This is a genomic window from Bifidobacterium mongoliense DSM 21395 (genome assembly GCF_000741285.1).
Taxonomy (GTDB): domain Bacteria; phylum Actinomycetota; class Actinomycetes; order Actinomycetales; family Bifidobacteriaceae; genus Bifidobacterium; species Bifidobacterium mongoliense.
The window spans coordinates 17939-42603 of the sequence record NZ_JGZE01000013.1 but is presented as its reverse complement, the minus strand read 5'-3'; the positions used below and the strand labels follow the sequence as shown (position 1 = coordinate 42603).

Genomic DNA, 24665 nt, shown 5'->3' with positions numbered 1-24665 from the left:
CCGTGCCAACGCAGACGAAACGGCGGACTCGTCGTATCCCGAGACCCGCGCGAAGGATTCGAGCCTCGTAAGCAGATGCGTACATACGCTGAGGTAGTAATCGACCTGGCGCTCGTCGTAACCCTTCTTGCCCTTGCGTTGAGTGAAGACCTCGTGCGACACAGAGGCGGCACTCACGCCCTGGTCATCGGTGTCATGATGCTGAGGCTCCTCATATGCGGTGTCCATGGCTTGCAGCTCGGACGACACATGGGCCACGATGCGGTCGACGGCGGCGTCGACCTGAGCACGGTCATACGACGGCATCTTGGCTTTGCCGGGTGCGAACCGTTCGCCCATGGATCGCTGCGCATGCTCGGCCACCTGGGCGAACAACGCCTCGATCTTGGCTCGCGAAGCGACCCGACCGCCCTGCGAGATCTCCCATGCGGTCTTTTTGTCGACCACGGCCCGTTCCAGGCGGTCAAGCGCGGCATCGACCTGCTTGTATTCATAGCCACCACGCCGCATATCGAAAGACGCACCCTGGATGTCCTTGGATGTCAGTTGCGCACCCTCACCCTCGTACAGGGAATGCGCCCGTTCGAGAAAAGCGTCCACCTGAGCGACGTCGTATCCCCACTTGCGCTTGCCGACACGTGCTATGCCGAACGCATCCCGCTCGTCTTCGGGTTTATGAGCCATGGAACCTGACCTCCTCAACACAATATATCGACCCTCACTGTACGCGATTACTCAGACGCTGGGGCCCACGCAGCGATGCGCGTTCCGTGGGTGAAGACCGGCGCGGCCCTGTTTCGTTCCTGCCGACGCCCACACTTTGCCCTGTTCCGTCCCCTCCTGCGCCCCACGGACATATGCATGCCGATTCTCGCCCAAACCCGTACACCTCCCCTCGCCGATCGGCGCCACTGCGTGCGTCGCGGTCCTGCGATGGGCTACACTGATGCGGTGCGGGCGATTAGCTCAGTTGGCTAGAGCGCCACCTTTACACGGTGGATGTCGGGGGTTCGAGCCCCTCATCGCCCACAAACCCCTCAGCCCAATGATTCCAACACTTCCACTGTCTCCGTGAACCCACGAAACACATAATCAGGCACAAATCAGGCACAATTTTCCGCAGGCACACCAACAGAAAAACTCCGATCGGTGTGAGTCTCCACATCCACTGTCGCATCCACCATCCTGGCCACATCATCAAGGTCCGAATCAAAAAGGTCTGCATACACGTCCAACGTCATCGATGCGCTCGCATGACCAAGCATCCGCTGCAGTGCCTTGACGTTCGCCCCGGCATGCACAGCGATACTCGCCGCAGTATGCCTTAGATCATGCGGTGATGGCATATCATCCCACGCGTATCCCAACCGTTTCAACGCCGAAACCCACCACGTACGATTATTACTCCTGTCCCCCACCGACTGCGGACGAATCGGCGCACCCGACGCATCAGAAAACAATCGATCCACACTCCCCCGCCCGGCACAGATCTCACGCAACGCCGACTCCACCACACGCGGCAACGGAACCGACCGCGTCTCCCACGACTTCGGAGCCCCCTGCACATACCCTGAACCCACACGCACCAAACTCGACGCAACCCGCACACGATGCGCACGAAAATCAACATCCCCTACACGCAACGCCGCAGCCTCACCCCAACGCAACCCACAAAACCCCAACAACAACACCAACGCCCTGCGCTCGCGGCCCATGGATTGAGCGTTGGCACATTCGTCCGCGAATGCGATGACCTGTGAGGCTGTAAGATAAATCCTCCTGATTTTTCTCCTGTGACGTTTAGGGACTTCAACTCCGTTCAGCGGGTTCGAGGGTATGCGTCGGTCAGTGACCGCGTCGTCGAGGATCCCACGCATGATGTTGACCGCCTTGAGGGTCGTGCTGGCGCTGCGCTTGGATGACAGTCTAGCCACCCATCGTCTTAACCCGTCTGGATCAACGTCGGATACCGGCACCTGCTCCCATTCTGTTTTCACATGTGTGTTCCACACGATGGAGACCCTGTGCGACCATGATGGCTTCCACAGCGGCTCATGCGTCGTGTACCAGGTCATGTATAGCTCGCCGATGGTGATGCGTCCACGGCGCGGGTCCACGTAGAGTCCCTTGGGGATGGCAGTGGTCACGTGCTCCGCCACCCATGCCTCGGCGTCTCTCTTGCGTCTAAACCCGCTTTTTCTGGCAAGGGAATGGTCGGGTTTGCGGTAACGGACCGTGTACCGGACTCCTTTGCTTGTCTCATATGAGAGTATGCTGGCCATGCCGTTGCTCCTGTCCATCTGCTTCGCTGCTATGATGGACGGCGAAGCGATCGAGTCTCATTGATTCTCGTTTCATCAGGCCCCGCGCATCCCCCTAAAGATTGGCGGGGTCAATTAATTCATTTCAGCGCTATTGGTTGGGCGTCTACGCTGATATTTTGATACCCATCACCATCCTGAGTAAGCATCCAGGACAATTTCGTCGCTTTTACCGATTGTGTATTGGCAATCTCGTCAGGGGCGAGGATATATTCGAGATCCGCGCTTTGCCCCGGCTGAAGATCACTATCAAGTTGCGGATACGTTTCTTGCAGAATCTTGCCCGACGCATCTAATTCCGCAACAGTCAAAGACACGGCTTTCAACGGCTTGTCGCTATCCGGTTATTTGAATAGATCCCAGAAGCTGAACGTTGTCTTCCTGTAGGCCTTGTTGTACGCGGCTTTGCGTGGGTTCTTGACCCAGCCCATGCCTTTCTTCCCGTATCCGGGGATGATGGTCTTCTTTGCCTGACGTTTCCACTTCGACGTGGTTCGAGCCTTGATCGAGCGTTTCAGACTCGGCGTGCGCATTCCAAACCTCATGATTCCTCGATTCCCTTATATGAAAAAGCCCCGCCGAAACGAGGCCGGTGGTCTCATCCTACGATGGTTGACCCGTGGGGAAGTTTGCTGAAGGTCTTACCACATTTGTTACATACGAACTGTGTTTTGGTCTTGCCGAGACCGGCGCCACCAGCGACGGCTCCGAGCGGCCCGAGTACGAGACCCCCAACTATGCCCTTCGTAAGGGAGAGCTTCTTCTTCTGTCCGGCCACTATGACCTCACGATGACTGCAGAACATGGGATTCCTTTCCTCGAGTAACAATGCTGATTGAATGATAGCGCGGTAGGATCTCACGCGTATTACCTGCGATCGAGGACTAGCTTATTACTTACGTGAGGGAAGCATCAGCTCAAGCTCGAATTTCTTTGGGCCTTGTTTGATGTGCGCCAAACATGAGCAGGGGAGTCTTCTTTTGACGTAGATGAAATATCTTTCGGATTGAGTCGCCGATATATATCCCACCGATTCGCCGTCAACACTCGCCCAGATGGTTGGTGCATCCTTGTACTTTCCCTTTGGTATGGTGCCTGTGTCCAATGTTGCCCATACCCATGATTCATCACCGTATTTGGCGAGTATCTCTTGGGCGTTCTCTTCGCCATTGACGGCTATAAGCCAGTCCGCATCCAGAATTCCGACACCCGGGAATGTATTTTTGGTTGGTGGTGCAGAGGGGTCTGCCTTAAGAATCAACAGGTAGCCCCCATCGTTTTTAAAGTATACTGCCGCTTTCGCAACGGCAAACATGCCCCGGGATTCCAACGGCTGCAAGAATTGCTGCCATTCATTGGTTTTTTCAGACGGTATGTACCCAACGATGAGACCGTTGATCGTCACTACAACTGCATTCCTGTCATGGGTGTTGTTCGGCTGCCTTCTGACTTCCGCATCAAGCTCGAGCGTCCGATCCCACTGTCCGGCCGGCATGACCTCGCCCATGCGGTTGCCTATGACGGTGGTGATTTCTCTATCGTGGTAATAGGGTCCCGCAACCGTTATCCTTCCCACGGGGAGCATTCTGCTGGGAATGCCGCCAGTCGGAATGATTAGATTCTGCCTTTCATCATCCATGGACTGTTTACGGGTCTTGCCGCCCTTATCTTTATTCTGTTTGGCCCCTGCACCAATGAGAAAAATGACGGCAATAACGATGAGCAGCAAAATCATTTCTTCTCTTTCCCCCTAACAACGATGCTGAAAGAATATCACCGAATAATCTCAGACATACTGCCGCCTGTCGAGCACGAGGGCTTGGTAGTCTTTCACCACCTGCTCGGTCACATCCAGTTCCAGCGCAATGAGGGCCGCATCGCCCTCATATATATTCTCGGCGCTCGCATACTCTACTGGGTCCAGCAACAGTGTCGCCGTCTCGCGTCTGGTCCTATGCTCCATTCTTGCACCCATAGTGCCTCGGCAAGTGTTGTCCCCATATACCCAGTGGATAAGCTCATGGGCCAACGTACACCGTTTCATTGTGTATGTCATATTCCGGTGAATGAGTATCAATTTTCGAACATCGTCATAGAGACCGTAGTAGCCGTGTGGGAGTATCGCGCTGCGCACCTCGATGTCAAGATTATCCACCACGTGCCGCATGGCCCCGTAGGAAAGGCCACGCAGCACGGGTAGGTCATGCGCCCTGGTCGGCGTCATACTCCGCCTCAATATCACGATCCTCGTTATACGAGGCAGCAAGACCTAAGTCACTTTGTTCAGCTGCTTTAATGAGTATTGCGAAGGCGTTGGCACCTATTGCTTCGGCAATTCTGCTTACGTCGTTTGTGTTAAATGGCTTTTCCCCTCGCATACGCGAGTAGAAATAATCTTGCGATATGTGTGTACGACGCATCACTTCAGCGTTCGATATTCCCGCAGCCTCTATAGCACTCTGGATTTCCCGTGCCACTTCGTTTGAAAACTCATCTGATGTGTTCATTCCTTTTCTGCCCATGCCTACAATGTACGCCATTTACGTACTACGACACGCCGTAGTACGTATTTGAGTTGACATATGCTCCGTAATTACGTACAGTTTGAACCATGATCAAACAAACAAAGCTTGATGAGCAGAGCATCGCAATCGCCGATGCGGTCAAGGCTGAGGCAGCGAGAGTCGGCGTGAGTGGTAAGCGGCTTGCGCAGGATATCGGCCGCGATCGTAATTACATCTATGAGCGGTTCCGTTATGAAAAGCCCTTCGATACCAATGACCTTTCCATCATCGCAAAGAGTCTTGGCATTTCACTGGAGTCGCTCTTCCAGTCAGCAACATTTGGTCAACAGATCCATCGGGCCTTCGCTCCCACTCAGGTGCGTGCGGCATGATTTGGTTTCTTGCTATTTCTGCTGCGTTTTCTGCCGGAATTGCGGCACGTCCGCTCATTGAGGATCTTGTTTTTGCGATTTGGGGTTATCGCTCCGTAGAGGTGGGAACCGCTTACGTATCCACGAAGCCATCTTTGAGTGAGAAATCCTGTACCAAGTCAGATTTGGGGCGTGGTCCCGCGGTTCTGGAATCGGGCGTCTCGGTTGATCCTCAAACTCCCCTTTGAGAGGCATCTGATGGTATACGCGTTTGCCGAGTCTCGTTGGCTGAAGCGTCCAGTGTATACAGAGGGCGGTTCTATCTGACTCCTCATACCAAAGAACAGCACGGAAAGTATCCCCTGGTTGCACCAGATGAATATTTGGAGATTCCATAATGATGCTCTGGCCCTGTGAATTTTCGGTTTGCTGGATGATCCTCACGTCAGCACCAATCGCATCTAAATCGACGTTGAAAGCCGGGCCATCGCCATCGTTGTGGAGTATAAGCACTTCATCGGGATCGGTTTTCCCATCGTGTGTGTGCCACCCGAATAACCCCGCGAGTCTGGCAGGGCTTGAAGGTCCGTCGGTTTTCATGATGTACCAACTTGCCTCTGGCTTGTTTCGCATGGGCCACCAAACAGAATAGACGGCTGATACGAACGCGACGCAAGCAGCAATCCATGTAGCCACATCGCCGATTTGAATTCCAGTATCCATACTCAGATTTTCCCATAAATATAAAGCCCCGTTGCACCGGGGCTCAGATGAAAGGTCAGTAATGAACAGTCTAATCAAACCCTTCGATTTCAAGGGTACACCGGTACGGACCATCACCTATGAAACGGGCCTGACATGGTGGGTGCTCAAGGACGTCTGCGACGCACTTGATCTAAGCAACCCATCGAAGGTCGCCGCACGTCTGGACGATGACGAAATCGCCAAGTTCGATTTAGGCCCTAACTCAGAGTTAGGGCGTGGGTTGAACACCGAAGCCAACATCGTCAACGAAGCCGGTCTGTACAAGATCATCCTTCGCAGTGACAAGCCGGAGGCAAAGGAATTCCAACGTTGGGTCACCCACGAGGTGCTTCCCTCGATTCGCCGGCACGGTGGTTACATGGCCGGCCAGGAGAGCATGACGCCGGAGCAGATGGCGCTCGCTTCCATGAGGTGGCTGAACAGCAAGGTCGAAGAGCAAAAGGCGCAACTCGTTGCACAAGCTCCCAAGGTTCTGTTCGCCGATTCGGTGGCCGCTTCCAACAGCAACATCCTGATCGGCGAGATGGCGAAAATCCTCCGGCAGAATGGCGTGGAGAACATGGGAGCGAACCGTTTCTTCCAATGGCTTCGCCAGAATGGGTATCTCATCAGCCGCAACGGCCGCGACTACAACATGCCCACCCAGCGCTCGATGGAGCTCAAACTCTTCTTCGTCAAGGAGACCACGATAACCCATTCGAGTGGCTACACGACGGTAAGCAAGACACCACTGGTGACCCCGAAGGGTCAGATCTACCTGACTAACAAGTTCCTCGGCGCGAACGCCATCAAACGACTGGAGTTGGCGAAATGACCACGGATACGTTCCTCACGCCGAAGCAGGTGGCCGAACGGCTGGGTATCAGCGTCGGGACGCTGGCGCAGTGGCGTTATCTCGGGCTGAACCTGCAATATCACAAATTCGGTCACAGTGTGCGCTACGACCAGCGCGACGTCAACCGGTACATCCGGGCCAGCGCTCGGCAGGGGACGGGGGAACCGCGATGAGTCTCATCGAATGGATCCACGTCATCGTCATGGCCGTGCTGGCCGTCCTTATCATCATCAGCCTGTTCTGGTGGGTGTTCGCCCTCGCCAACGGCATCTTCGCGATGGGCCCGTTCATCGGTCTGATGGCCGGAATCGCCGTGTCCGGCATTCTCTCGGACAGGGAGCACACCAAATGAGAATACGAAACCCGTTCCGCAGGAAACCGCGTCCCGCCGGCATCGACACGGAGATATGGCGAGCCGTGGCGCGAAGCCCGAAGGCGATCGTCAAACCCGTGAGCCTGCTCACTCCCAACGATATACGCGACAAGACCTTCACGACGCATCGTCTGCGTGAGGGTTACGACATGGGTGAAGTCGATGACTACCTCGATGAGGTCCAGGGCACGGTGAACCGGCTCGCGCGCACGTGCCGGAGCCTGTCGCAGGAGCTGGCGGCCAAGCAGCTGGAGGTCTGCAGGTACCGGCGCATGGTGATGAGCCGCGGCAGCTATACGAGATGGTTAAAGACACATGAGGGAGACAGCAGATGAGCGATGAGTTGACGATGACGATGACGGGGAACCTGACGGCGGACCCGGAGCTGCGCACGACGTCGAAGGGCATGTCGGTGGTGAATTTCACGATCGCCCACACGACGCGGAGTTTCAACCGCAGCACCTCGCAGTGGGAGGACGGGTCGGCGACGTTCATGCGTTGCAGTGCGTGGCGTGACCTGGCGGATCATATCGCATCATCCCTGTCGAAGGGCATGGCGGTGGTCGCGACTGGTCGTATCTCCCAGCGGTCGTATCAGGTGCAGGACGGGTCGACCCGGACGGTGATCGAGATGACGGTCGATGACATCGGCGCCTCGCTGAAACGTGCGACGTCGCAGGTCACGCGCATCCAGTCAAATAACCACGGTGCTATGAGCACCGCGCCGCAGACGTCGTCACATAACGGCAATGGCCAGGGCTTCGGGATACCCGAGGATGACCCATCGGACCCGTTCAACCAGCCGGCCGAATTCTAGGAGGGAATACGAATATGGGTACATCACAATCGAAGTACACGGACAGCGAACTCGCCGACCTGGCCACACTACCGGAATTCGAGTTGAGTCCCGGTGAGAAACGTGCGGTGACCAGGTGGAAGAAACGCATGGTCAAAGAGAACACCCCGGTCATCGCGAAACCGGTGGAACGGGCGCTCGCCGAGTCGAAGACGGACGTGTCGGTGGAACCCGAGCGCGCGTTGGAGACGGCGAAGGAGTTGACCTGGTATGGCGAGCAGTGGCCGAATGGCGCTGAAATACCGTTGGCCGAGCATGGCGGGAAGTTCTATCGCGAGGCCCGTGCCTTGCGTGAGTTCGCGGGTCGCGTGGCCCGTATCGACAAGGGGTTGACGCGTCAGCAGGCAGTCAAGGTCCGGTTGCGTGTGATCAAAGGCGAGTTCGCAGCGTTCAAACCAGCCCACACGTTCGACGCGCGTCTCCTCGTGGAGAACGGGTCGTACAGCGTGCTCGTGAAGTATGTGGGTGGTGCGAAGTGAGCGACATCGTGAGCATACCGGTCATCGACCTGCACCCGCACCCGTCCAACCCCATCAGCGATGAGGAACAGGCAGCACTCAACGGCAAATACCAAGAGGAGGAATCATGAAACTACCCTCAGGGCCACGCATACTGGCCACCAAACCCGACAGCAACAGACAAGCATTCCACGTCACCCGGCAACCAGTCAGCCAAGAACAACAAGAAATCATAAGCCTGGCGCTCGCTGACACGGAGTACATCAATCAGTGCCGGCAGGCGAAGACAACGGGGATGTCGCCCAATCACCTGCGGTGGCGTTCGGACAGGTTAAAGGGGTCGGTATGACCGGGTATGCGCAGTTGGATAACGGGTTGTGGAGCAATGAGAAAATGCGTCGTATTGCCGAACGGCACCCACGTGAGTTCGCTCTTTGGGTGTTCTCGATTAGCTTTTGCTCGGACAAATTAACCGATGGGATGCTCACTCAATACGCGATTCGGAAGATTTTATGTGTGAAATCGGCTCAGGAGCGGCGCATGATCGAGCTGAATTTGTGGGAAAAACGAGGTGATGACGTGTATGTGCATGACTATTTGAAGATGCAGAACAGCCGTCAGGATATTGAGGATTCACGGGCCGCGAATGCTCGGAGACAGGCGGAATGGCGCGGTAGACACCGGGGAAGTGGGAACGATGGTAACGCGTTACGCGATGTGTCACATAACGCGTTACGTAACGCTGATGTAACGCAGGCAAATACAAATACAAATACAAATAAAGAGAGAGAAGAGAAAGACTCCACTCTCTCGCAGGATGATGTCGTGAATTGGGAGCCGAAGCGGGAGCATTTCGCATCGGCCCGCGACTTGTCGGAGCGTGGATACCCGCTGGTGGACGTCACTGACCTGGGCACGGAGTTCAGGCTGAGTCTCCAGGCGAAGGGTGTTGACCATTACGGTTATCGGAATCTTGACGCTGCGTTCAGCCAGTGGATTAACAAGCGGGCGAGGAGTCTGCGTGACTCGCGCCAGGTGCCAGGCTTCGCCCCGCTGCCGGACATCCCTGCGCCGGCGAAGACGTGTCATCACACGTGGAAGTGCCGGCATGTCCTTGATCTGCTGCACAGAGAGGAGGCCACCGCAGGCCCGGACCTGTTGGCTCAGCGGGCAGCTGAACTACTCAACGCCGGTAAGACACCCGAGGAGGCGCTCACCGTATTGGGGTTGGCCATGGATGAGACGGAGGCGGTCGCATGAATTGGATGGATAAGCGTCCCGAGGATCTTGATGGTCACCGGTTCCGGGCTGCTACCAGGAGTGGGGGCGTACTCGAGGGCACGTTACGCATCATGTCTCCTCACCTGCTCAAGGATGGGGATGATCTCGCTGCCGTCATCTATCAGACTCCCGACGGGAGCATGCACCTGAACGACCTGCTCTTCAGCAGCATCGAGGTGAAAGCATGAGCCAGCCCACACGGCGGACCTGTGACCTGGTGGACGCCCGGGATGAATGCCGCTGCGTGTGCTGCGGCAAAAGCCTGTACTTGGTGCTGACGTTCAGCCGCCACCACCGGCACATGCGCTCACATCCCTTCTCCGGATTGCATGAGACGAGCAATGTCATCGACGTGTGCGGATCAGGCAGTACGGGATGCCATGGGTGGATCCACAAACACCCACGGGAGGCCATGGCCAACGGCTGGTTGGTGAGCGGTTACGACGACCAACCGGAGACCGTCCCCATCCTCACCGCACAACACGGATGGGTGCTCCTGGATAACGACGGTAATTGGACACCATATGAACAACCGACGGAGGAATCATGACACAGCTGGATATTTCTTTCACAACCGAAGACACCGGGGATATTTCCATGGCATTCGTGACCGAAGCACTGGAAAAGGTCGGTTTCAAAAACGCACGTTGCTACTCAATCGCAGTCGATTTAGAAGAGGAGGAATCATGGCACAGGAATACGAACCGACAGATCAACAGGTAATTGATGACTATATGCCCGACGAGGAGGACATAGGTTTTGACGCGCGAACGATGTCGATAGGTGAATGGAAGAGGTTGAAGATCGCCGCATTCGACCGTTGGCTTGCTGCTCATGATACTGAGGTCAGAGACAAGGCACTCACACTCACCGACGATGAACTTGCTATCGCAGAGGGCGCATATGAGTCATCCATCATGAAATATGAGGGTGATGGTGTCGGTGCCATGAGCATCGCGCTCAAGGCCGTCGCAGAAGACAGGGGGAAGCAATGAGTATCGCAACGTATGAAGCCGAAGAGTGGGCGCAATCACGGTATGTCGGTTCCTCCCATATCGAGCGTCATGACGGGCATGCCGAGTCTGTGCCGGATTACCCGCAGGAGATGCAGTCTCAGGGCTGAGGGGTATGTCGCCGGTCGCACGGCCGGAATAAGCACCTTGGAGGTGGAGGAGGCCGCTTACGCGCTGTGGAAAACCGAGGTCAACGCGGTGGGCCTGCCCCCGACGGAAGCCGAGTACACCGACGCTTGGGAAAAATTGAGCATACAGACGCGCGACATGTACAGATCAAAAACAAGAACAGTGCTCGAAGCAGCACGGAAGGTGGTGATGGAATGACGCGCAGTGATATTACCACCATGCTGAGCGAGCTCGTGGAAAAACGGCTGCGCTCGCGCTACCGCTTTGACTGCGAGGAATACTCCGCTGGCCGTACCGCGAACCCGACCGAAGCGGTGCTTGAAAAGGCGGTGTCGGAATGAGGATTGAATTGACGGTCGATGTACCACCAGCCCACTGGGTCACCGAAAACGGGCCACACGGCTCCCACTGGGCATTAAGCAGGAAGCGCAGAGCGTTGAAGGAGCTCGGCTACCTGCGGTGCCTCAACGGCGCGCGCGGCGTGCATATGGCGAAGGCGCATGTGACGGCCTACGTGCAGTATCCATCGAACAACCGGGCCGACCCCACGAATGCGGGTCCCACGGCGAAACCCATCATCGACGGGTTCACGTGGGCGGGATTGTGGCTGGACGATGATTCCGCGCATGTGCTGGGGCCGGACTTCCGCAGAGAGCAAGGAACCACGGGCGTCAAAGGCTTGCATCGTATCCGATTCGTGGTTGAGGATGCGAGCGCCGTGGCGGTTGGGAGGGAAGCATGAAGGGACGTAGCGCATTGATCGCGGTGGTTGTGATGATGGCAATGCTTTCGGGGTGCGGTGGTGTCGCTGGTAGCCAGGAAAGGCAAGAGCAGGATACACAGGTTTCGTTTGTGACGTTGAAACGTCCCGATGACGGGAAGGTGTTGTGTGCCGTGTACAGCAACGGCCAGCAGGGTGGGTTGTCGTGTGATTGGGATGATGCGCAATGACCACCACACGCGGCGAAGCCGACCTCACCGTCGAACACCAGCCCGACCGGGTGAGAATCACAGTGGACCAGTCCGGCAGGCAGACGGTCATCGCCATGCCCGCCACCACAGCCATGGAACTAGCAAGAAGAATCACCGCTTCAGCGGCGCTCGCCATGACGGAGGAAGCATGAGCAGGCATGCACTCCCCGTCAAATGGGACGGGCATCCCATCGTCTGGGATTTGGACGTCGGGTGGACGCCGGTGGGCGATTTCACCTTCGGCGGAGGAGCAAGCCGGCTCGGATGGCGTGGCTGCCGTCAATGCCACACGAAGATCCTGCCGCGCATGATAAGCGGCCGGGTCATGTGCCCCGGCCCGCGCAGGCTCGTGCTCTACCGGTGCATGACCTGCGGGTACACCACCGTCAGCGAACTCGACGACCACGGGTGGCACGAATGGACCCTCGACGACAGCGACTACGGCGACCAGGGAAGCAACTACATGGAACAAGGAACACTGATATGACCAACACGAAACCAAACCAGCGCTCGCAGGACGTGCTGATATGGACGGATATCGAGACCACGGGATTGGATCCCGAACTTCATTCGATCCTCGAACTGGGCATGAAGGCCACCGACTGGAATCTGGAACCGATCTCCGGCGTGAACGACCTGCACGTGGTCGCGCGACCGGATGTCATGGTCATGCGACGCATGGAGGCGATACCACTGCAAATGCACACGGACAACGGGCTGATCGACGAATCCAACAAATCCATAGTCCGAGAGACCGACCTCACCACCTACATCATCGAATGGACCTCATGGCTCCGCACGAAAACCGACGGCAGGATCATCCTCGCCGGCTCCTCCGTGCACTTCGACCGATCATTCATCGAAAACCTCCCACACCCGTATACACGCCCAGCGCTCGCCGGGGTCGAACACCGGATGCTGGATGTGAGCACACTCGACGAGATCGCCAGACACCTGTACCCCGACACATACGAGCACCGGCCCGAGCGCACCACGGACCACCGAGTAATGCACTGCCTGGCCGACAGCATGCACCTCTACCGGTACTACCTCGACAATCTCATCGGAAAGGACCCATCCAAGTGACCCAATGCAAGCAATGCGGCGCACAGACGCCCGGCATCGACTACTGCCACAACTGCACCACCGCATTCACCAACAACCTGCGGTCACTGGCCACGGGACTGCCGGAACTGCGATTGATAGCCGCCAGAAAGGCATCGGTCACGGCCCGCCAGCACGGAGGCGGCAACAGAAGCGTGGCCCCCATACCGCTGAATATGAGCGCCTATCAGCTGCAGACCGACATCATCCGATTCGCCGGCATGCTCGGTAAGGCCCTGACATTGCGGTACAACCGTCATATGCCCGCTGAAAGCATCCTCACCGCCGCCAGCCGGCGCGCACCCGCATTGCTGCAGCGTCGCGACGCCGCCAGCATCACCAGCATCACCAGACGGTACGAGCACAAGCTCGCCATGCAATTGACCCCGCCCGAGGACAAGCGACTCATCGGCACATGCCCATCATGCGAGCGCGACCTATGGTGTACGGACACCGAGATAGCCGGCCAGTGGATCGTCTGCAAATGCGGGCAGACTCTCAAAGTCAGGGATGTGCAGGAGCAGCACCTGCTCACCTGCGCCCTCGCATCGGGAGACCACGCACAAGGCACGGCAGCCGCCATCTCCAAACTCCTGAAGACCACCGGCATCGATGTTAAGCGCAAGACCATCAATGAATGGCGACGGCGCGGCATCGTGACCCCAATCAGCATGGACCGCAAATCCCCCATCTACCGGGTATGGGACATCTGGAAGGCAAGTACAAGAAACGTTTAGTAACTTTGTCAACGTACAATGGTGAATTGATATTCCTTATACAAATATGGTGAAAAATGGAGGCAGGATGTCTGCAGATTGGAAATATGCGAAGCTGGCAAAAGCCGCGTCTTCATTCGGCGGCCCAAAACAATTTGTCGCAGTACTGATAGGCGTGGGCGCGGCAGGTATGGCTGTGATAGAAACCGGCGCCATATGGATAAAGCATCAACTTTCAAAACCGAAAGATCCTCCAGAGGCCGATGATACCGAGGAGGCAGAGTCGTGAGTGGTGGGTGTGGCCAATATTTGCAACATTCAACTGTGGCCGCCATACTGTCTATAGTTTGAAGAATTCCATAAGCAGGGTCCGGGAGCAATCCCGGGCCCTTCGTGGACGTAAGATGATTCTATGGCTAATAGAATCTGCTGGCACTGCCAACACGACGCGCATATGACGCAGGAGAAGGCGGCGTACACGGTTGACGGACGTTGCCGAATAGTGGCTTTCTGCCGCTGTGATTCATGCGGTTACCCAAACGTAGTGATAGCTCGAAGAAATAACGCCAACCCGCCCACTTCGGCAGAATATGACTTCACCAACAATGAGGACTCGGTTTCCGAAATGGACTGGCTCCCGGAGAAATCGAAGTGGAAGGAGTATGAAGACGTGCCCACAGACATTGCCTCCGCTGCTTCCGAAGCCTATGCGTGCTTCTCGATCAACGCCAATCGAGCCGCGGTCCTACTGGCAAGGACGACCGTTGAGGCTATAGCCAAAGACAAGGGCGTGTCAAGCGGCAATCTAAAAGCCAAAATTGACACAATGGCCGAACAAAACATCATCACCGACCAGCTTAAGGACGAAGCCCACGAGATCCGATTTCTCGGCAATGATATGGCGCATGGGGATCTAGGAACTCCAGTGGTTGAGAGTGATGCTTCAGACATCCTCGGTTTCCTTGATACTCTGCTTGATTACGTCTATCAGCAACCCATCGCTATTCAGAAACGGCGTGAACTGCGACAGCAACGTAAAGCAAGGGTGGAATAATGCCAGATGATGCTTTCCGCCATCTCTCGATCGCATTACAGGGGCAACCGGAGGATATTAAGCTCTACCCGTTGGCTGAGCGTTCTACTGCCGAATCTTTATATGAAATGTTTCAGGAACTAAAAGATGGGTGCATAGATAACACAGATTCACGCCCAGATATCATATATCCAGAAAAGCAAATTTTCTTAGAAGAGTTCAGCCTTAATTTGCAGTCAGGATTTGAAGCTGACGGGAAAATAACTACTGAGCTAATTCGCAACAAGGAACAGCGGAAGCAACTGCCTCTAGTGCATAGTGCACAACTCGATGCTATTGTCGATGACGACATCATTGAAGAACTCAGCAATCAATTCCTCAGAATTTTGAAGCAGCATAGTCTAAGAGACTATAAACAGCAGTTCCCTGAATTTACATCAGTACTACTTGTATCAGATTTCACCCCAGCCTATCATTACCCACCAAAGCAAGATGGACTCGACCACCTATTCATGCCGGATATGTACTTTCATCAGCCAGTACAAAAAGCTGGCTGGGATTATCTTTTCTGGCATTACTGCGACGTTCCAAAGGAATATGTCCATCCAGAGAGCAGGGATTCACTGCACATGTACGAGCGCTCTTTCTTTGGATTGAATCATTCCAACTAATATTGTTACATTCAAGATGGTTGTGACATGTCACGAAAGAACAACCGCCGTGCCAATGGCTGGCGCAGGGACAAGGTAACAGCTCGTGTGCGTGCGGCCTACGACGTGTGCTGGCTGTGTGGCCAACCCGTTGACAAGTCCCTTCCTGCAGGTCTTCCCGGCAGCCCCGAGGTAGACGAGAAGATCCCGGTCAGCCGAGGCGGCTCGCCATACGACTTCAGCAACTGCTTCCTGGCCCACCGCTGGTGCAACCGCATCAGGTCGAACCACACCGTCGAATGGGCACGACAACGCATTAGTCAGCTCAACTCCACCGGTCACGCTGACAACATCAGACCGACTTCGCTGCCATTGTCGACGAGCGGCGACTGGTAACCCTGGGTAGGTGACCCCCGTCACCCGATTTATAGCCGCCTCGGGTGCAGTGCTGTTCTCTCCCCGCGTGCTGGAAACGTTTCACGGTATTCTTCCCTCTCTTTCTGAAACGTTTCCATTCCCATGAAAGGACTGCGGCGACTGGGTTTCAGACGGTTGGAACTGCTTGAAACGTTTCGGAGGTGATCGGCCTTGAGGTGTGCAGAATGTGGGGCCCGGATACCCGACGCCGCCCGGCACGGGAAGCCGCAGAAGTACTGCTCGTCGAAATGCCGGCTGCGCGCCTGGCGTCGCGAGAAGAAGGCGCAGGATGAGACTCCGGCAAAGCGACCGCCGAAGACAACGGAGTCCAGGAAACGAAGGACCGCACATCACGAGCCATGTAAAAAAAACACGGTCCAAACAGAACCGGAGTCGGAACCTTATGACGTGCTACTCAAACGCACCCAGCACCGGCTCCAGACCGCGATGTTCGATCCACGGACGCCGTCGACCAGTCTCTCGGCGTTGTCCAAACAGCTGCTGACGGTGACGAAGGAACTGGAGTCCCTGACCGGAGACGACGGGACGCCCGAGACAGTGAGCCTGACGGAGGTTGTTGATGACGCCTTCGACCCCGAAACTATCTGAGGCCGCCCGACGACTCGTGGTGCCGTCCGGCATCGTCTCATCGGATTGGCCCAGGGTAAGGGCATTGGCCAGACGCCTGTGCGGCATCGAATACGACCGCTGGCAGGACGGGCTCGGCATGGTCATGCTGGGCAAACGACGCGACGGATCCTACGCCGCGACCGTCGGCGGCATTCTGATCAGCATCTGCCGGCAAGCGGGCAAGACGTTCCTCATCGGCACGATGATCTTCATGCTCAGCATCCTTACACCGAACCTCAAGACACTGTGGACCGCGCACAGAAGCCGCACCTCGGACGAAACATTCGCGTTCATGAAAGGCATGAGCAACCGCAAAGGCATCAGACGCTACATCGCCGACGTGAGAAGCGCGAACGGCCAACAGGAAATCGTGTTCACGAACGGTTCCCGGATCATGTTCGGTGCCCGCGAACGCGGTTTCGGACGAGGCTTCGATGACGTCGACATCGAGATATTCGACGAGGCGCAGATCCTCACGGAAAACGCGCTCGACGACATGATCCCCGCGATGAACACCGCATCCAACGGTCTGGCGATCATGCTGGGCACGCCCCCGAAGCCATCGGACCCCTCGGACGTGTTCTCCACTCGTCGGAGCGAGGCGCTGAGCGGGTCGGACGACGACAAGATATACGTCGAGTTCGCCGCCGAACGGGACGCCGACATCGAGGACCGGGAGGCATGGAGGAAAGCGAACCCCAGCTACCCGCATCGGACTCCGACCTCATCGATACTGCGTCTGCTGCGTCAGCTCGGCCCGGACTCCTTCCGTCGTGAAGGATTGGGCATCTGGGACAACACCGTGACCGCGTCGGCCATAGACACCAAACGGTGGAAACGGGCGGCCGTTGACCGACCCGACACCAATGGTCTGATCGGCTACGCGATCGACATGCCACCGGACCGCAGCTCCCTCGCCATCGGCGGATGCATCAAACACCCCGATGATACGGCGCACATCGAACTACGCCGGTTCGAGTCGACCCAATCCAACGGTTCAGCCTGGGCCGTGGATTGGATCACGGAACGCTGGCCCCGTACCGCGGCCGTGGTCATCGACAACCAGTCCCCCGCCATGGCGCTCCTGCCCGACCTGAAAAAACGGCACGTGAAGGTCATCACCACCAACGCCGCCGACATGGGCCGCGCCTGCGGACGATTCCAGGACATGCTCCGCGACGGCACCCTCACCCACCTGTCCGAAGGAGCTCAACCAGCCCTCGACATCGCCGCCGCCAACGCGACCACCAGAAACATCGGCACCTCCGGCGCGATCGGCTGGAACAAACTCGGCACCGACATCGACATCAGCCCACTCGTCGCCTGCACTCTCGCCCTGTACGGCACATTCATCACCAAAAGAGATCCGAACAGAAAGCAGAGGATGATCCAACTACCATGATCACATTCCCCCAAACGATCTCCGGACTCACCACCGACGAGACCAACCTCTACCGCCGACTGCTCGCACGACTCCTCAGAAAACGCTCCAGAAACCGGATAAGAACCCAATACTACGACGGAAGAAACGCCCTCAAGGACATCGGATACTCCCTACCGCCAATCGCCAAGGACATCGAAATCGTCGTCGGATGGCCAGAAAAAGCCATCCAGGCGCTCGCCAACCGAGTCGTCCTCGACGGGGTCACGACAAACGATGGTTCCGAACTCAGCTCGCGGGTAACGGACATCATGGACGCCAACGATCTGAAGAACACCGCAGCCTCCGCGCACACTGACGCACTTGTGCACTCCTGCAGCTTCCTCGCGGCCTTGGCCGGGGATACCGAGTCCGGCGAATCGGACGTCATCATTCAGGAGTTCACCGCGGACACCGCGACCGGAGAATGGGACAAGCGCAGGCATGGGTTGCAGGATGCCCTGCTCTTCGATGTGACCGATGACGGCAGAGCCATCACTGGCATCTACCTCATGACCTACTCGCAGACCGTGAGCATCGTGCCGTCCAACCCCGGGTACCAGGTGTATTCCAGGGCGTCGAACAACGGACGCATCCCCTGCGAACTGCTCGCGTACAGGCCTGACTCGAAAAGACCGTTCGGGAGAAGCAGAATCAGCCGCGCGGTCATGAGCCTGACCGATAGCGCGGTCAGGACGTTCCTGCGAAGTGAGATGCAAGCGGAGCTGTATTCCGTACCGCCCAGATATTTCCTCGGGGTCAGTGAGGACATGTTCAAGGACGACTCTGGAAACATGATCCCCAAATGGAAGATCATGCTCGACCAGGTCCTCGCCCTGCCAACCGATAAGAACGGGGAGAAACCGGAAGTCGGCCAATTCCAACAGTACAGCTTCGAACCACATTCCGCCCAGTTGCGGCAGACGGCGACGATGTTCGCTTCGGCCACATCCCTTCCTCCCGACGAGATGGGAGTGCTCACCGACAATCCCTCGAGCGCCGAGGCGATAGACAAGTCAGCCAAGGAACTTTGTCTCGCCGCCGAACAATGTCAGGGATGGTTCGGCCGGGCATGGGGACGCATCATCGAACGCGCCCAGACCATGGCAGGGAGCGATGGCACCGTGCAAGCGGTCTCCTGCCAATGGAGGAACCCCTCCACTCCAAGTCGCGCAGCCGCCGCGGACGCCGCTGTGAAACTCGTGTCCGCCGGGATCCTTCCCGCGGACAGCGACGTCACGTACGACATGCTCGACCTGAGCGATCGACAACGCCGGACCCTGCGCATGGAGCAGCAGAACGCGCGGTCCCGGGACCGCATAGCGCAGTTGAAGATGCCGGCACCTGCAAGCGAGGCGACACATGAAGGACAACGGGATACCGGAGGCGCGGCAGCGGGAACTGCAGCGACTGCTGGACAAAGCGCATAAAAACTACCAGGCCAATCTCGGCAACCTCAGGGACGCGGCCACCGATGAGATGGAAACCGTACTCCAACGCCATCCCCTCGATGTCCGGGAACTCGTCGAAGAGTATGCACGTGACTCCTCCCAGCTCGCCAACGACTACTACGACGACATTCGGTCCCTCTGGAGCGAATACGGGATCAGGGATATGCCCGAATTCGACCACTTCGATCTCATCGATCCGGATCGCATGCTCTGGCAGGTGCAGGGCGGATTCAACGATTCCGATTACGCCGGTCTGACGTATCAGGAGGTTCAGGCAGGAAAATCACGGGCGGGAAAGACCATCGCCGACCTGTGGCCATCCTTCGACGACCTCGATGACGCGCAGCAGTTCATAGCGGATATGATCTCAGCCGGTTCGAGGTTGACCATGCAGCGCAACCTGCGGACCGACCCCACCCATCCGCGATGGGCGAGAGTGCCCCGAGGTGCGGTCACATGCGCGTTCTGTCTCATGCTCGCTTCGCGAGGTTTCGTGTATCTCAGCGATGAGTCCGCCGGGCTGCACAACGCTTTCCACACCCATTGCGACTGCGACATCGTCCCGAGCTGGGGCAGACAGACGCTCATCGGCTACGACCAAAGCCAATACGCAGATATGTGGCATCGGGCCAACTCAGATGGCGGTGACTACCGGAAGTCACTCGAAAGACTCCGCCGGCTCTTCCCCCAACAGGTCAAGGACGGGGTCGATACCGACTCCTGACCTCAACATTTCGCTGACCCGCGTGCAGCGTTGTTAATCACGCGTCCGACAATCAAGGAGAACCAATGTTCAAGTTCCGCAACCATATCCGCACGGTGGTCACAACGGATTCGACAGCCGGCGGCGGCGACGCCGGTCAGCAGGATCCGGATAAGCAGCCGGACGAGAAGAAATCCGATGAATCCAAGGATTTCAGTCGCGCGTTGTCCAAGCGTGCTGCCGAAATCGAATCCAAATACTCGGATTACGCGGATCTCAAGGCCAAAGCCGTGAAGTACGACGAAGCCCAGGAAGCCGCAAAAACCGAAGCGCAGAAACTCCAGGACCGTTTGGCGAAGGCCGAAGAGGAACGGGATGCGCTCAAGGCGGCTGCGGAACACGGCAAACTCGTGGATTCGATCTGCGAAGAGACAGGGCTCGACCGGAAGGTCGTATCCATGCTCTCCGGTGATGGCAAGACACTCGCCGCCAACGCCAAGACCATCCAGGAGATCATCGGAAAACAGAAAACCGACAACCAGAAAAAGCAGGGGCGACCCCTTGCCGTACCGACGAACCGTGGGAACGACACCGTGACAACGGCGAAACAACTGCTCTCCCAAGCGTACGCGGAGAAGTAAAGAAAGGCTGAAAATGGCACTCACACTAGACGAATCGGCGAAACTCTCGGAGGACACCCTCACCCGGGGCGTGCTCGAGACGTTCGTCCAAAATAGCCCGATCCTCGACCGACTGCCCTTCATGGACATCGAGGGCAACGCTTACGCGTACAACGAGGAGGCAACCCTCCCTGGCGTAGCATTCCGCGGTGTCAATGAGGCGTACAGCGAATCCACCGGCACCGTGAACCAGAAAAGCGAAACGCTCAAGATCCTCGGAGGCGACGCCGATGTAGATCGGTTCATCCAGAAGACCCGCAGCAATCTCAACGACCAGCGCGCCGAACAGACCGCACTGAAGACCAAGGCTCTGAGCTACAAGTTCCAGGATGCGTTCTTCAACGGCGATGTCGCCGTCGACCCGAAGGGATTCGACGGTCTGAGGAAGCGACTCATCGGCAATCAGGTCGTCGAAGCCGGGCCGAACGGCATCCCGATCGTCGGGACCTCCAATACCGACATCCATACCTTCCTCGACTCGCTCGATAACCTGCTCGCCGCCGTACCGGGCATCAACGGCACGAACGGGGCCATCTACGCGAACTCCGCGGTGATCCGAAAGATCGGGTCGGCTCTGCGGCATGTGAGCCTCGATGCGGTCCTCGAGGAGGATATCGCCGGAAAGCGGAGCATTCAGTGGAACGGCATCCCGATTCTCGAGGCGGGACAGAATCCCGACGGAAGTCAGATCCTGACGGTAACCGAGACGGAAGGTACCGCAAGCAACACCACATCCCTCTACGCCGTACGGTTCGGCGAAACCGAGGGTGACCAGGCAGTCACCGGATTGACCAACGGCGGGGTCACCACCGAGGATCTCGGCGAATTGCAGGAGAAGCCCGTGTACCGCACGCGCATCGAGTTCTACTGCGGTCTCGCCGTGTTCGGCGGCAAGGCCGCGGCCCGACTGAAGGGAATCATCAATGACTAGCGCAAAACCACAGGCGACACCCGAACCCAACGAAATTGCGGAAGAGGGGCCCACGGATACGTCGGTTGAAGAGGAGACATCCTCCGCAGTGGACCCCGTCGACGTTGGAACGGGACGCACCGAAATCTACGAAGCGACCCGCCCCGACGGAGTACGGTTTCGCATCACACGCAACCTCGACACCGGCCGGCAGCACATCGAAGAGGTCTGACCATGTCTGACTCGTTCGCCACAGCGCAGGATCTTTCCGACCGTTGGCGAAAGCTCAGCGATGCGGAAACAACCACCGCTGAAGTGCTGCTCGCCGACGCCAGCGACAAGATACGCAACCGTGTGAGTCAAGCCGACGACGAGAACTGGTGCGCCGCGAACGCACGGACCCTGACCCGGATATGCTGCTCGATGGTCAAACGGTCGATGCAGCAGTCCTCCACCGGCATGCCGGAGGGAGCGAGCCAGTCAAGCACCACGGCCGGCCCGTTCACGGATGGATATACGTGGTCCAATCCCGACGGCAACCTCTACCTCACGGCGGAGGAGCTCAGGGACCTCGGCATCTCCCAGGGCCGGGCGTTCACGGTGGGGATGGTCGGCCATGGAGACGATTGACGTCTACCGGGGATCCGAAGAGAAGGATGAAGACGGCAACGTCATCCAAGGCGCGGTGAAACTCTGGAATTCGTTCCAGGGGCTCATCGCCCCCGTCACCGTCCCGGAAACCCCATCGGAGATCTCCCTGGGCGTGACGTACGACCACACCATCTACATCCGCTCCACGGCTCCGACCGGCATCCTCGACACGGATCTGATCGGCGTCAGGGGGCGAACAGTGCCCGTCGACGGTGTGGTGGCCGTGTGGAACGACACGCATGGCAACCATATCGGAGACGTCATCAACGTGAAACTCAAGGAGGGCTGATGAGCAACGTCAAGGTCGTGCTCAACCGCGACGCGTTTCGACAGCAGATCCTGCACAACGACACGCTGTTGGATGATGTGCAGGAGCAGATGGAGGGCATGGCTGAGGTGGATCGTGCCGTCACTGTGTACCGCAACGACGACCGTGACACCGGCAACGTGGTCGCCACGGCCCCCGCGCGGTTCGAGGCGGCGCATGGTGTCCTCACGCAGATGCTCGGCATGGTGCGCGTATGAGCGTGTATCATCCACCCGTCTGCCCCAGGCGCGTCGAACCCGTCATCCTTGACCTGCTGCGGCGTGAGCACCAAGACGTGACGTTCGGCTCGCTGCGCTCGCCCGACAACCCGATAAGGGAATGCGTGGTTGTCGGCGAGCCGCAGGGGCCGCAGTCACCCGTGACCCAGTACGTGCGTCTCAGAGTGAGCGTGTGGGTGCGTAGGGATGACATGACCGGGGATATCACGGCCGCGCAGCATCTGGCGAACGACGTTATCTCCACGATCACCTCGAAAGGGGCCATCGACCCGATCGTGTCCGCCGAACTATCCAACGGCCCCATACGGATAGCGGACGACGCTGACCCCATCTACATGTACGCGATCATCCTGCTCGCGGTCCGCACGGACTGACCAATACGCATGCCGCCACATGCCATGAACACACAACAACGAAAGGCATATGGCAATGGCAGACAATGACTACATCACGAGCGGCAACAACGCGGACCTCGCAGCCCTCATCAAGGATTACGCGCTCTTCCTGTTCAAGAAAGGCGAAACGTACACGTTCCCCTCCTCGGCGCAGTGGACGCCTCCCACGGGCAAGCGTCCCGTGGGCTACAACTCGGAGGACGGTTCCACGCTGCACCCAGAACCCGGTGATACCACCGAGATCAAGGGACACAACGGCGACGTCGTCGTATCCGAGACGGAACCGGGCTACTGGACCATCCAGTTCGCCGGCATCGAATGCCGCAAGAGCATCGCCGAAGCATACTTCGGCGTGGAGGCCGACGAGTCCGGCGCGTTCCATGTCAAAGACGCGACCACGCCGCTCGAGTACGGAGTGGTGCTGGCCGGTCTCGACCAGCACGGCAATCCTATCGTCTTGGGAGCGGCGAAGTCGAAGGTGTCCGACCGTGACGACATGACGTTCAAAAGTTCGGACACCATCAAGTTCAATCTCACGATGAAGTTCTTCAAGGCACCTGACGGATTCCAGTTCCACGTGTTCGGTCTCCTCGCCGCCGAAAAGACGGCGACCGCCGGCGCTTAACCATTCTTCCCGACGCCGCAGGATGGCGGTCCGGCGACGCCGGGAACCCACTTGCTTCCAAGGACCGCCCCCATAAACCTCTAAGGAAAACCAGCATGAGCGACACCAACTACGCGACCGTCCAACCGGAAATCGACGAGAACACGCCCGAATACCCCGACGTACACCTCGAGGCACTCGACATGAAATTCGACCTGCCCAACCTGAACAGCGCCGACCTGCCCATCGAACTGATCAACGTGATCCTCATCGTGAAAAGCAAGATCGTCCTCTCCGAAGAGGAGAACTACCACGCCATGGCCGTATGCCTCGCCTACTTCGAACAGATGCAGCCCAACCTATGGAACAAACTACGCAAATCAGGCAATCCACTAGGATGGCTCGCCGGAATCGTCAAGACCTGGGCCATCGAATCAGGACTCGACCCAAAAGCGTTCACCTCCTCATCCTCCTCCAAACCCACCAGGGCGCGCTAGACCACGACTGGCTGAAAAACTACCAGCACACCTACCGGCCACCACACCTCGAACAATGGCTCGACGCCCCCAGAAACCACAAACCAAGATCAGCCATCAGCTACGGCACCGCCTGGCAGCTCACCCGCGAAATCCTGCGCGACCACACCAGCGCCAGCTACGCGGCGCTCGCCAACTGGTCATACACGCCGACCGCAGCGGAGATCAGCCTCTGGGACCAGTTCGAGCTCGAGGGACGGCTCAAACGCAAAGGATGGCGGCCATGGACCGACCCACGCACCGACCAGTTCCACCAGACCCGACAGGAAACCGACCGGGAACATAAGGCGCGCATGGAACGACGCCACCGCCTCAACGAGGTGTTCCACATCACCGAATGA

45 protein-coding genes, 1 tRNA gene and 1 pseudogene are annotated in these 24665 nt (G+C 57.6%); 39 read left to right on the top strand and 8 right to left on the bottom strand.

Features of this window, described 5'->3' with window-relative positions:
* Window positions 1-33 precede the first annotated feature (33 nt).
* A pseudogene (locus BMON_RS06205) lies at window positions 34-684 on the bottom strand (DivIVA domain-containing protein); the annotation flags it as partial.
* A 271-nt stretch (window positions 685-955) separates the two neighbouring features.
* On the opposite strand from BMON_RS06205, the gene BMON_RS06200 reads away from it, so the two are divergent.
* Window positions 956-1029: transfer RNA gene (locus BMON_RS06200), tRNA-Val, on the top strand.
* A gap of 74 nt (window positions 1030-1103) precedes the next feature.
* On the opposite strand, the gene BMON_RS06195 is transcribed toward BMON_RS06200, so the two are convergent.
* From BMON_RS06195 to BMON_RS06170, 6 genes are all read right to left on the bottom strand, one after another.
* Window positions 1104-2282, bottom strand: coding sequence for a tyrosine-type recombinase/integrase (locus BMON_RS06195; protein WP_033513178.1), 1179 nt, complete (start codon window positions 2280-2282; stop codon window positions 1104-1106).
* 119 nt (window positions 2283-2401) lie between these two features.
* Window positions 2402-2647 (bottom strand): hypothetical protein, encoded by a 246-nt coding sequence (locus BMON_RS09980; protein WP_272944905.1) that lies wholly within the window; start codon window positions 2645-2647, stop codon window positions 2402-2404.
* An 18-nt stretch (window positions 2648-2665) separates the two neighbouring features.
* Window positions 2666-2866, bottom strand: a complete 201-nt coding sequence (locus tag BMON_RS06190; protein ID WP_033513180.1) for a hypothetical protein — start codon at window positions 2864-2866, stop codon at window positions 2666-2668.
* 347 nt (window positions 2867-3213) lie between these two features.
* On the bottom strand, window positions 3214-4056 hold the full coding sequence (locus BMON_RS06180; RefSeq protein ID WP_033513184.1) for an HIRAN domain-containing protein: 843 nt from the start codon (window positions 4054-4056) through the stop codon (window positions 3214-3216).
* A 51-nt stretch (window positions 4057-4107) separates the two neighbouring features.
* Entirely contained in the window at window positions 4108-4488 is a 381-nt protein-coding gene (locus BMON_RS10405) for an ImmA/IrrE family metallo-endopeptidase (RefSeq protein ID WP_033513269.1), read from the bottom strand.
* Window positions 4489-4522: 34 nt separating this feature from the next.
* Window positions 4523-4843, bottom strand: coding sequence for a helix-turn-helix domain-containing protein (locus BMON_RS06170; RefSeq protein WP_237745357.1), 321 nt, complete (start codon window positions 4841-4843; stop codon window positions 4523-4525).
* 89 nt (window positions 4844-4932) lie between these two features.
* Between BMON_RS06170 and BMON_RS06165 the strand changes: the two genes are divergently transcribed.
* The gene (locus tag BMON_RS06165; RefSeq protein WP_051917952.1) at window positions 4933-5217 is read left to right on the top strand and encodes a hypothetical protein; all 285 of its coding nucleotides are present in this window, start codon (window positions 4933-4935) and stop codon (window positions 5215-5217) included.
* Window positions 5218-5271: 54 nt separating this feature from the next.
* Here the strand turns inward: BMON_RS06165 and BMON_RS09975 are convergent, their stop codons facing one another.
* The gene (locus tag BMON_RS09975) at window positions 5272-5919 is read right to left on the bottom strand and encodes a hypothetical protein (protein ID WP_152595788.1); all 648 of its coding nucleotides are present in this window, start codon (window positions 5917-5919) and stop codon (window positions 5272-5274) included.
* Window positions 5920-5980: 61 nt separating this feature from the next.
* Between BMON_RS09975 and BMON_RS06160 the strand changes: the two genes are divergently transcribed.
* From BMON_RS06160 to BMON_RS10120, 37 genes are all read left to right on the top strand, one after another.
* On the top strand, window positions 5981-6775 hold the full coding sequence (locus BMON_RS06160; protein WP_033513188.1) for a phage antirepressor: 795 nt from the start codon (window positions 5981-5983) through the stop codon (window positions 6773-6775).
* Window positions 6772-6969 (top strand): helix-turn-helix domain-containing protein, encoded by a 198-nt coding sequence (locus tag BMON_RS06155; protein WP_033513190.1) that lies wholly within the window; start codon window positions 6772-6774, stop codon window positions 6967-6969. The genes BMON_RS06160 and BMON_RS06155 overlap by 4 nt, the downstream gene beginning before the upstream one ends.
* Window positions 6966-7148, top strand: coding sequence for a hypothetical protein (locus BMON_RS09970; RefSeq protein ID WP_033513191.1), 183 nt, complete (start codon window positions 6966-6968; stop codon window positions 7146-7148). Before BMON_RS06155 ends, BMON_RS09970 begins: the two co-directional genes overlap by 4 nt.
* 98 nt (window positions 7149-7246) lie before the next feature.
* A complete protein-coding gene (locus BMON_RS09610; protein WP_237745358.1) occupies window positions 7247-7504 on the top strand; it encodes a DivIVA domain-containing protein in 258 nt (85 codons plus the stop codon).
* Window positions 7501-7986: a single-stranded DNA-binding protein gene (ssb, locus tag BMON_RS06140; protein WP_051917951.1), complete on the top strand. Its 486-nt coding sequence runs from the start codon at window positions 7501-7503 to the stop codon at window positions 7984-7986. The genes BMON_RS09610 and ssb overlap by 4 nt, the downstream gene beginning before the upstream one ends.
* A 14-nt stretch (window positions 7987-8000) precedes the next feature.
* Window positions 8001-8504: a hypothetical protein gene (locus BMON_RS06135; protein WP_033513195.1), complete on the top strand. Its 504-nt coding sequence runs from the start codon at window positions 8001-8003 to the stop codon at window positions 8502-8504.
* A gap of 324 nt (window positions 8505-8828) precedes the next feature.
* Window positions 8829-9743, top strand: coding sequence for a hypothetical protein (locus tag BMON_RS09280; RefSeq protein WP_152595790.1), 915 nt, complete (start codon window positions 8829-8831; stop codon window positions 9741-9743).
* On the top strand, window positions 9740-9952 hold the full coding sequence (locus BMON_RS06125) for a hypothetical protein (RefSeq protein WP_033513197.1): 213 nt from the start codon (window positions 9740-9742) through the stop codon (window positions 9950-9952). The genes BMON_RS09280 and BMON_RS06125 overlap by 4 nt, the downstream gene beginning before the upstream one ends.
* Window positions 9949-10314, top strand: coding sequence for a hypothetical protein (locus BMON_RS06120; RefSeq protein ID WP_033513199.1), 366 nt, complete (start codon window positions 9949-9951; stop codon window positions 10312-10314). Before BMON_RS06125 ends, BMON_RS06120 begins: the two co-directional genes overlap by 4 nt.
* Window positions 10315-10450: 136 nt before the next feature.
* Entirely contained in the window at window positions 10451-10759 is a 309-nt protein-coding gene (locus tag BMON_RS06115; protein WP_033513201.1) for a hypothetical protein, read from the top strand.
* Window positions 10756-10887 (top strand): hypothetical protein, encoded by a 132-nt coding sequence (locus BMON_RS10530; RefSeq protein ID WP_272944904.1) that lies wholly within the window; start codon window positions 10756-10758, stop codon window positions 10885-10887. The genes BMON_RS06115 and BMON_RS10530 overlap by 4 nt, the downstream gene beginning before the upstream one ends.
* Window positions 10888-10924: 37 nt before the next feature.
* Window positions 10925-11104 carry a hypothetical protein gene (locus BMON_RS06110; RefSeq protein WP_156098627.1) on the top strand — a complete coding sequence of 60 codons (180 nt, stop codon included), beginning with the start codon at window positions 10925-10927 and terminating at the stop codon, window positions 11102-11104.
* Window positions 11101-11247, top strand: coding sequence for a hypothetical protein (locus tag BMON_RS09965; protein ID WP_156098626.1), 147 nt, complete (start codon window positions 11101-11103; stop codon window positions 11245-11247). The genes BMON_RS06110 and BMON_RS09965 overlap by 4 nt, the downstream gene beginning before the upstream one ends.
* Entirely contained in the window at window positions 11244-11648 is a 405-nt protein-coding gene (locus BMON_RS06105) for a hypothetical protein (protein WP_152595791.1), read from the top strand. The genes BMON_RS09965 and BMON_RS06105 overlap by 4 nt, the downstream gene beginning before the upstream one ends.
* Entirely contained in the window at window positions 11645-11857 is a 213-nt protein-coding gene (locus tag BMON_RS06100; RefSeq protein WP_033513205.1) for a hypothetical protein, read from the top strand. The genes BMON_RS06105 and BMON_RS06100 overlap by 4 nt, the downstream gene beginning before the upstream one ends.
* The gene (locus tag BMON_RS09960; protein ID WP_156098625.1) at window positions 11854-12030 is read left to right on the top strand and encodes a hypothetical protein; all 177 of its coding nucleotides are present in this window, start codon (window positions 11854-11856) and stop codon (window positions 12028-12030) included. Before BMON_RS06100 ends, BMON_RS09960 begins: the two co-directional genes overlap by 4 nt.
* The gene (locus BMON_RS10125; protein WP_033513207.1) at window positions 12027-12365 is read left to right on the top strand and encodes a hypothetical protein; all 339 of its coding nucleotides are present in this window, start codon (window positions 12027-12029) and stop codon (window positions 12363-12365) included. The genes BMON_RS09960 and BMON_RS10125 overlap by 4 nt, the downstream gene beginning before the upstream one ends.
* Window positions 12362-12964, top strand: coding sequence for an oligoribonuclease (orn, locus tag BMON_RS06090; protein WP_033513208.1), 603 nt, complete (start codon window positions 12362-12364; stop codon window positions 12962-12964). Before BMON_RS10125 ends, orn begins: the two co-directional genes overlap by 4 nt.
* Entirely contained in the window at window positions 12961-13719 is a 759-nt protein-coding gene (locus BMON_RS06085) for a hypothetical protein (RefSeq protein WP_033513209.1), read from the top strand. The genes orn and BMON_RS06085 overlap by 4 nt, the downstream gene beginning before the upstream one ends.
* 67 nt (window positions 13720-13786) lie before the next feature.
* On the top strand, window positions 13787-13987 hold the full coding sequence (locus BMON_RS06080; RefSeq protein WP_034885352.1) for a hypothetical protein: 201 nt from the start codon (window positions 13787-13789) through the stop codon (window positions 13985-13987).
* 165 nt (window positions 13988-14152) lie between these two features.
* The gene (locus BMON_RS06075) at window positions 14153-14752 is read left to right on the top strand and encodes a DUF4145 domain-containing protein (RefSeq protein WP_161786344.1); all 600 of its coding nucleotides are present in this window, start codon (window positions 14153-14155) and stop codon (window positions 14750-14752) included.
* Window positions 14752-15402, top strand: a complete 651-nt coding sequence (locus BMON_RS06070) for a hypothetical protein (protein ID WP_033513211.1) — start codon at window positions 14752-14754, stop codon at window positions 15400-15402. The genes BMON_RS06075 and BMON_RS06070 overlap by 1 nt, the downstream gene beginning before the upstream one ends.
* Window positions 15403-15429: 27 nt before the next feature.
* Complete coding sequence (locus BMON_RS09605) at window positions 15430-15777, top strand: HNH endonuclease (protein WP_081882938.1); 348 nt, start codon at window positions 15430-15432, stop codon at window positions 15775-15777.
* A gap of 429 nt (window positions 15778-16206) precedes the next feature.
* On the top strand, window positions 16207-16407 hold the full coding sequence (locus tag BMON_RS09955; RefSeq protein ID WP_052122229.1) for a hypothetical protein: 201 nt from the start codon (window positions 16207-16209) through the stop codon (window positions 16405-16407).
* A gap of 64 nt (window positions 16408-16471) precedes the next feature.
* Window positions 16472-17830 carry a terminase gene (locus BMON_RS06055; RefSeq protein WP_337588750.1) on the top strand — a complete coding sequence of 453 codons (1359 nt, stop codon included), beginning with the start codon at window positions 16472-16474 and terminating at the stop codon, window positions 17828-17830.
* Window positions 17827-19278, top strand: a complete 1452-nt coding sequence (locus BMON_RS06050) for a phage portal protein (RefSeq protein WP_033513219.1) — start codon at window positions 17827-17829, stop codon at window positions 19276-19278. Before BMON_RS06055 ends, BMON_RS06050 begins: the two co-directional genes overlap by 4 nt.
* Entirely contained in the window at window positions 19211-20023 is an 813-nt protein-coding gene (locus BMON_RS06045; RefSeq protein ID WP_051917947.1) for a VG15 protein, read from the top strand. The genes BMON_RS06050 and BMON_RS06045 overlap by 68 nt, the downstream gene beginning before the upstream one ends.
* Before the next feature lie 65 nt (window positions 20024-20088).
* Window positions 20089-20643 (top strand): hypothetical protein, encoded by a 555-nt coding sequence (locus tag BMON_RS09275; RefSeq protein WP_051917946.1) that lies wholly within the window; start codon window positions 20089-20091, stop codon window positions 20641-20643.
* A gap of 13 nt (window positions 20644-20656) precedes the next feature.
* Window positions 20657-21613 carry a major capsid protein gene (locus tag BMON_RS06035; RefSeq protein ID WP_033513221.1) on the top strand — a complete coding sequence of 319 codons (957 nt, stop codon included), beginning with the start codon at window positions 20657-20659 and terminating at the stop codon, window positions 21611-21613.
* Entirely contained in the window at window positions 21606-21824 is a 219-nt protein-coding gene (locus BMON_RS09950; protein ID WP_152595794.1) for a hypothetical protein, read from the top strand. Before BMON_RS06035 ends, BMON_RS09950 begins: the two co-directional genes overlap by 8 nt.
* 2 nt (window positions 21825-21826) lie before the next feature.
* On the top strand, window positions 21827-22222 hold the full coding sequence (locus tag BMON_RS06030) for a Gp19/Gp15/Gp42 family protein (RefSeq protein ID WP_033513222.1): 396 nt from the start codon (window positions 21827-21829) through the stop codon (window positions 22220-22222).
* Window positions 22209-22532, top strand: a complete 324-nt coding sequence (locus BMON_RS06025) for a hypothetical protein (protein ID WP_033513224.1) — start codon at window positions 22209-22211, stop codon at window positions 22530-22532. The genes BMON_RS06030 and BMON_RS06025 overlap by 14 nt, the downstream gene beginning before the upstream one ends.
* A complete protein-coding gene (locus tag BMON_RS06020) occupies window positions 22532-22768 on the top strand; it encodes a hypothetical protein (RefSeq protein WP_033513226.1) in 237 nt (78 codons plus the stop codon). Before BMON_RS06025 ends, BMON_RS06020 begins: the two co-directional genes overlap by 1 nt.
* Window positions 22765-23163: a hypothetical protein gene (locus tag BMON_RS06015; RefSeq protein ID WP_033513228.1), complete on the top strand. Its 399-nt coding sequence runs from the start codon at window positions 22765-22767 to the stop codon at window positions 23161-23163. The genes BMON_RS06020 and BMON_RS06015 overlap by 4 nt, the downstream gene beginning before the upstream one ends.
* A gap of 55 nt (window positions 23164-23218) precedes the next feature.
* Window positions 23219-23809, top strand: coding sequence for a phage tail tube protein (locus BMON_RS06010; RefSeq protein WP_237745356.1), 591 nt, complete (start codon window positions 23219-23221; stop codon window positions 23807-23809).
* 95 nt (window positions 23810-23904) lie between these two features.
* A complete protein-coding gene (locus tag BMON_RS06005; protein ID WP_033513230.1) occupies window positions 23905-24285 on the top strand; it encodes a hypothetical protein in 381 nt (126 codons plus the stop codon).
* The gene (locus BMON_RS10120) at window positions 24186-24665 is read left to right on the top strand and encodes a hypothetical protein (protein ID WP_152595795.1); all 480 of its coding nucleotides are present in this window, start codon (window positions 24186-24188) and stop codon (window positions 24663-24665) included. The genes BMON_RS06005 and BMON_RS10120 overlap by 100 nt, the downstream gene beginning before the upstream one ends.

Coding starts and splice junctions, on each gene's coding strand:
- orn (WP_033513208.1), top strand. CDS start 12,362: ATGACCAACACGAAACCAAACCAGCGCTCGCAGGACGTGCTGATATGG.
- BMON_RS06115 (WP_033513201.1), top strand. CDS start 10,451: ATGGCACAGGAATACGAACCGACAGATCAACAGGTAATTGATGACTAT.
- BMON_RS06035 (WP_033513221.1), top strand. CDS start 20,657: ATGGCACTCACACTAGACGAATCGGCGAAACTCTCGGAGGACACCCTC.
- BMON_RS06045 (WP_051917947.1), top strand. CDS start 19,211: ATGAAGGACAACGGGATACCGGAGGCGCGGCAGCGGGAACTGCAGCGA.
- BMON_RS06125 (WP_033513197.1), top strand. CDS start 9,740: ATGAATTGGATGGATAAGCGTCCCGAGGATCTTGATGGTCACCGGTTC.
- BMON_RS06190 (WP_033513180.1), bottom strand. CDS start 2,866: ATGAGGTTTGGAATGCGCACGCCGAGTCTGAAACGCTCGATCAAGGCT.
- BMON_RS06135 (WP_033513195.1), top strand. CDS start 8,001: ATGGGTACATCACAATCGAAGTACACGGACAGCGAACTCGCCGACCTG.
- BMON_RS06120 (WP_033513199.1), top strand. CDS start 9,949: ATGAGCCAGCCCACACGGCGGACCTGTGACCTGGTGGACGCCCGGGAT.
- BMON_RS09965 (WP_156098626.1), top strand. CDS start 11,101: ATGACGCGCAGTGATATTACCACCATGCTGAGCGAGCTCGTGGAAAAA.
- BMON_RS09275 (WP_051917946.1), top strand. CDS start 20,089: ATGTTCAAGTTCCGCAACCATATCCGCACGGTGGTCACAACGGATTCG.
- BMON_RS06160 (WP_033513188.1), top strand. CDS start 5,981: ATGAACAGTCTAATCAAACCCTTCGATTTCAAGGGTACACCGGTACGG.
- BMON_RS06100 (WP_033513205.1), top strand. CDS start 11,645: ATGAAGGGACGTAGCGCATTGATCGCGGTGGTTGTGATGATGGCAATG.
- BMON_RS06080 (WP_034885352.1), top strand. CDS start 13,787: ATGTCTGCAGATTGGAAATATGCGAAGCTGGCAAAAGCCGCGTCTTCA.
- BMON_RS09970 (WP_033513191.1), top strand. CDS start 6,966: ATGAGTCTCATCGAATGGATCCACGTCATCGTCATGGCCGTGCTGGCC.
- BMON_RS06075 (WP_161786344.1), top strand. CDS start 14,153: ATGACGCAGGAGAAGGCGGCGTACACGGTTGACGGACGTTGCCGAATA.
- BMON_RS09975 (WP_152595788.1), bottom strand. CDS start 5,919: ATGGATACTGGAATTCAAATCGGCGATGTGGCTACATGGATTGCTGCT.
- BMON_RS06070 (WP_033513211.1), top strand. CDS start 14,752: ATGCCAGATGATGCTTTCCGCCATCTCTCGATCGCATTACAGGGGCAA.
- BMON_RS06030 (WP_033513222.1), top strand. CDS start 21,827: ATGTCTGACTCGTTCGCCACAGCGCAGGATCTTTCCGACCGTTGGCGA.
- BMON_RS06170 (WP_237745357.1), bottom strand. CDS start 4,843: ATGGGCAGAAAAGGAATGAACACATCAGATGAGTTTTCAAACGAAGTG.
- BMON_RS06015 (WP_033513228.1), top strand. CDS start 22,765: ATGAGCGTGTATCATCCACCCGTCTGCCCCAGGCGCGTCGAACCCGTC.
- BMON_RS06155 (WP_033513190.1), top strand. CDS start 6,772: ATGACCACGGATACGTTCCTCACGCCGAAGCAGGTGGCCGAACGGCTG.
- BMON_RS10530 (WP_272944904.1), top strand. CDS start 10,756: ATGAGTATCGCAACGTATGAAGCCGAAGAGTGGGCGCAATCACGGTAT.
- BMON_RS06165 (WP_051917952.1), top strand. CDS start 4,933: ATGATCAAACAAACAAAGCTTGATGAGCAGAGCATCGCAATCGCCGAT.
- BMON_RS06180 (WP_033513184.1), bottom strand. CDS start 4,056: ATGATTTTGCTGCTCATCGTTATTGCCGTCATTTTTCTCATTGGTGCA.
- BMON_RS06025 (WP_033513224.1), top strand. CDS start 22,209: ATGGAGACGATTGACGTCTACCGGGGATCCGAAGAGAAGGATGAAGAC.
- BMON_RS06195 (WP_033513178.1), bottom strand. CDS start 2,282: ATGGCCAGCATACTCTCATATGAGACAAGCAAAGGAGTCCGGTACACG.
- BMON_RS10405 (WP_033513269.1), bottom strand. CDS start 4,488: ATGCGGCACGTGGTGGATAATCTTGACATCGAGGTGCGCAGCGCGATA.
- BMON_RS06020 (WP_033513226.1), top strand. CDS start 22,532: ATGAGCAACGTCAAGGTCGTGCTCAACCGCGACGCGTTTCGACAGCAG.
- BMON_RS10125 (WP_033513207.1), top strand. CDS start 12,027: ATGAGCAGGCATGCACTCCCCGTCAAATGGGACGGGCATCCCATCGTC.
- BMON_RS06105 (WP_152595791.1), top strand. CDS start 11,244: ATGAGGATTGAATTGACGGTCGATGTACCACCAGCCCACTGGGTCACC.
- BMON_RS06050 (WP_033513219.1), top strand. CDS start 17,827: ATGATCACATTCCCCCAAACGATCTCCGGACTCACCACCGACGAGACC.
- BMON_RS09960 (WP_156098625.1), top strand. CDS start 11,854: ATGACCACCACACGCGGCGAAGCCGACCTCACCGTCGAACACCAGCCC.
- BMON_RS09280 (WP_152595790.1), top strand. CDS start 8,829: ATGACCGGGTATGCGCAGTTGGATAACGGGTTGTGGAGCAATGAGAAA.
- BMON_RS06005 (WP_033513230.1), top strand. CDS start 23,905: ATGAGCGACACCAACTACGCGACCGTCCAACCGGAAATCGACGAGAAC.
- BMON_RS10120 (WP_152595795.1), top strand. CDS start 24,186: ATGGCTCGCCGGAATCGTCAAGACCTGGGCCATCGAATCAGGACTCGA.
- ssb (WP_051917951.1), top strand. CDS start 7,501: ATGAGCGATGAGTTGACGATGACGATGACGGGGAACCTGACGGCGGAC.
- BMON_RS06010 (WP_237745356.1), top strand. CDS start 23,219: ATGGCAGACAATGACTACATCACGAGCGGCAACAACGCGGACCTCGCA.
- BMON_RS09950 (WP_152595794.1), top strand. CDS start 21,606: ATGACTAGCGCAAAACCACAGGCGACACCCGAACCCAACGAAATTGCG.
- BMON_RS09605 (WP_081882938.1), top strand. CDS start 15,430: ATGTCACGAAAGAACAACCGCCGTGCCAATGGCTGGCGCAGGGACAAG.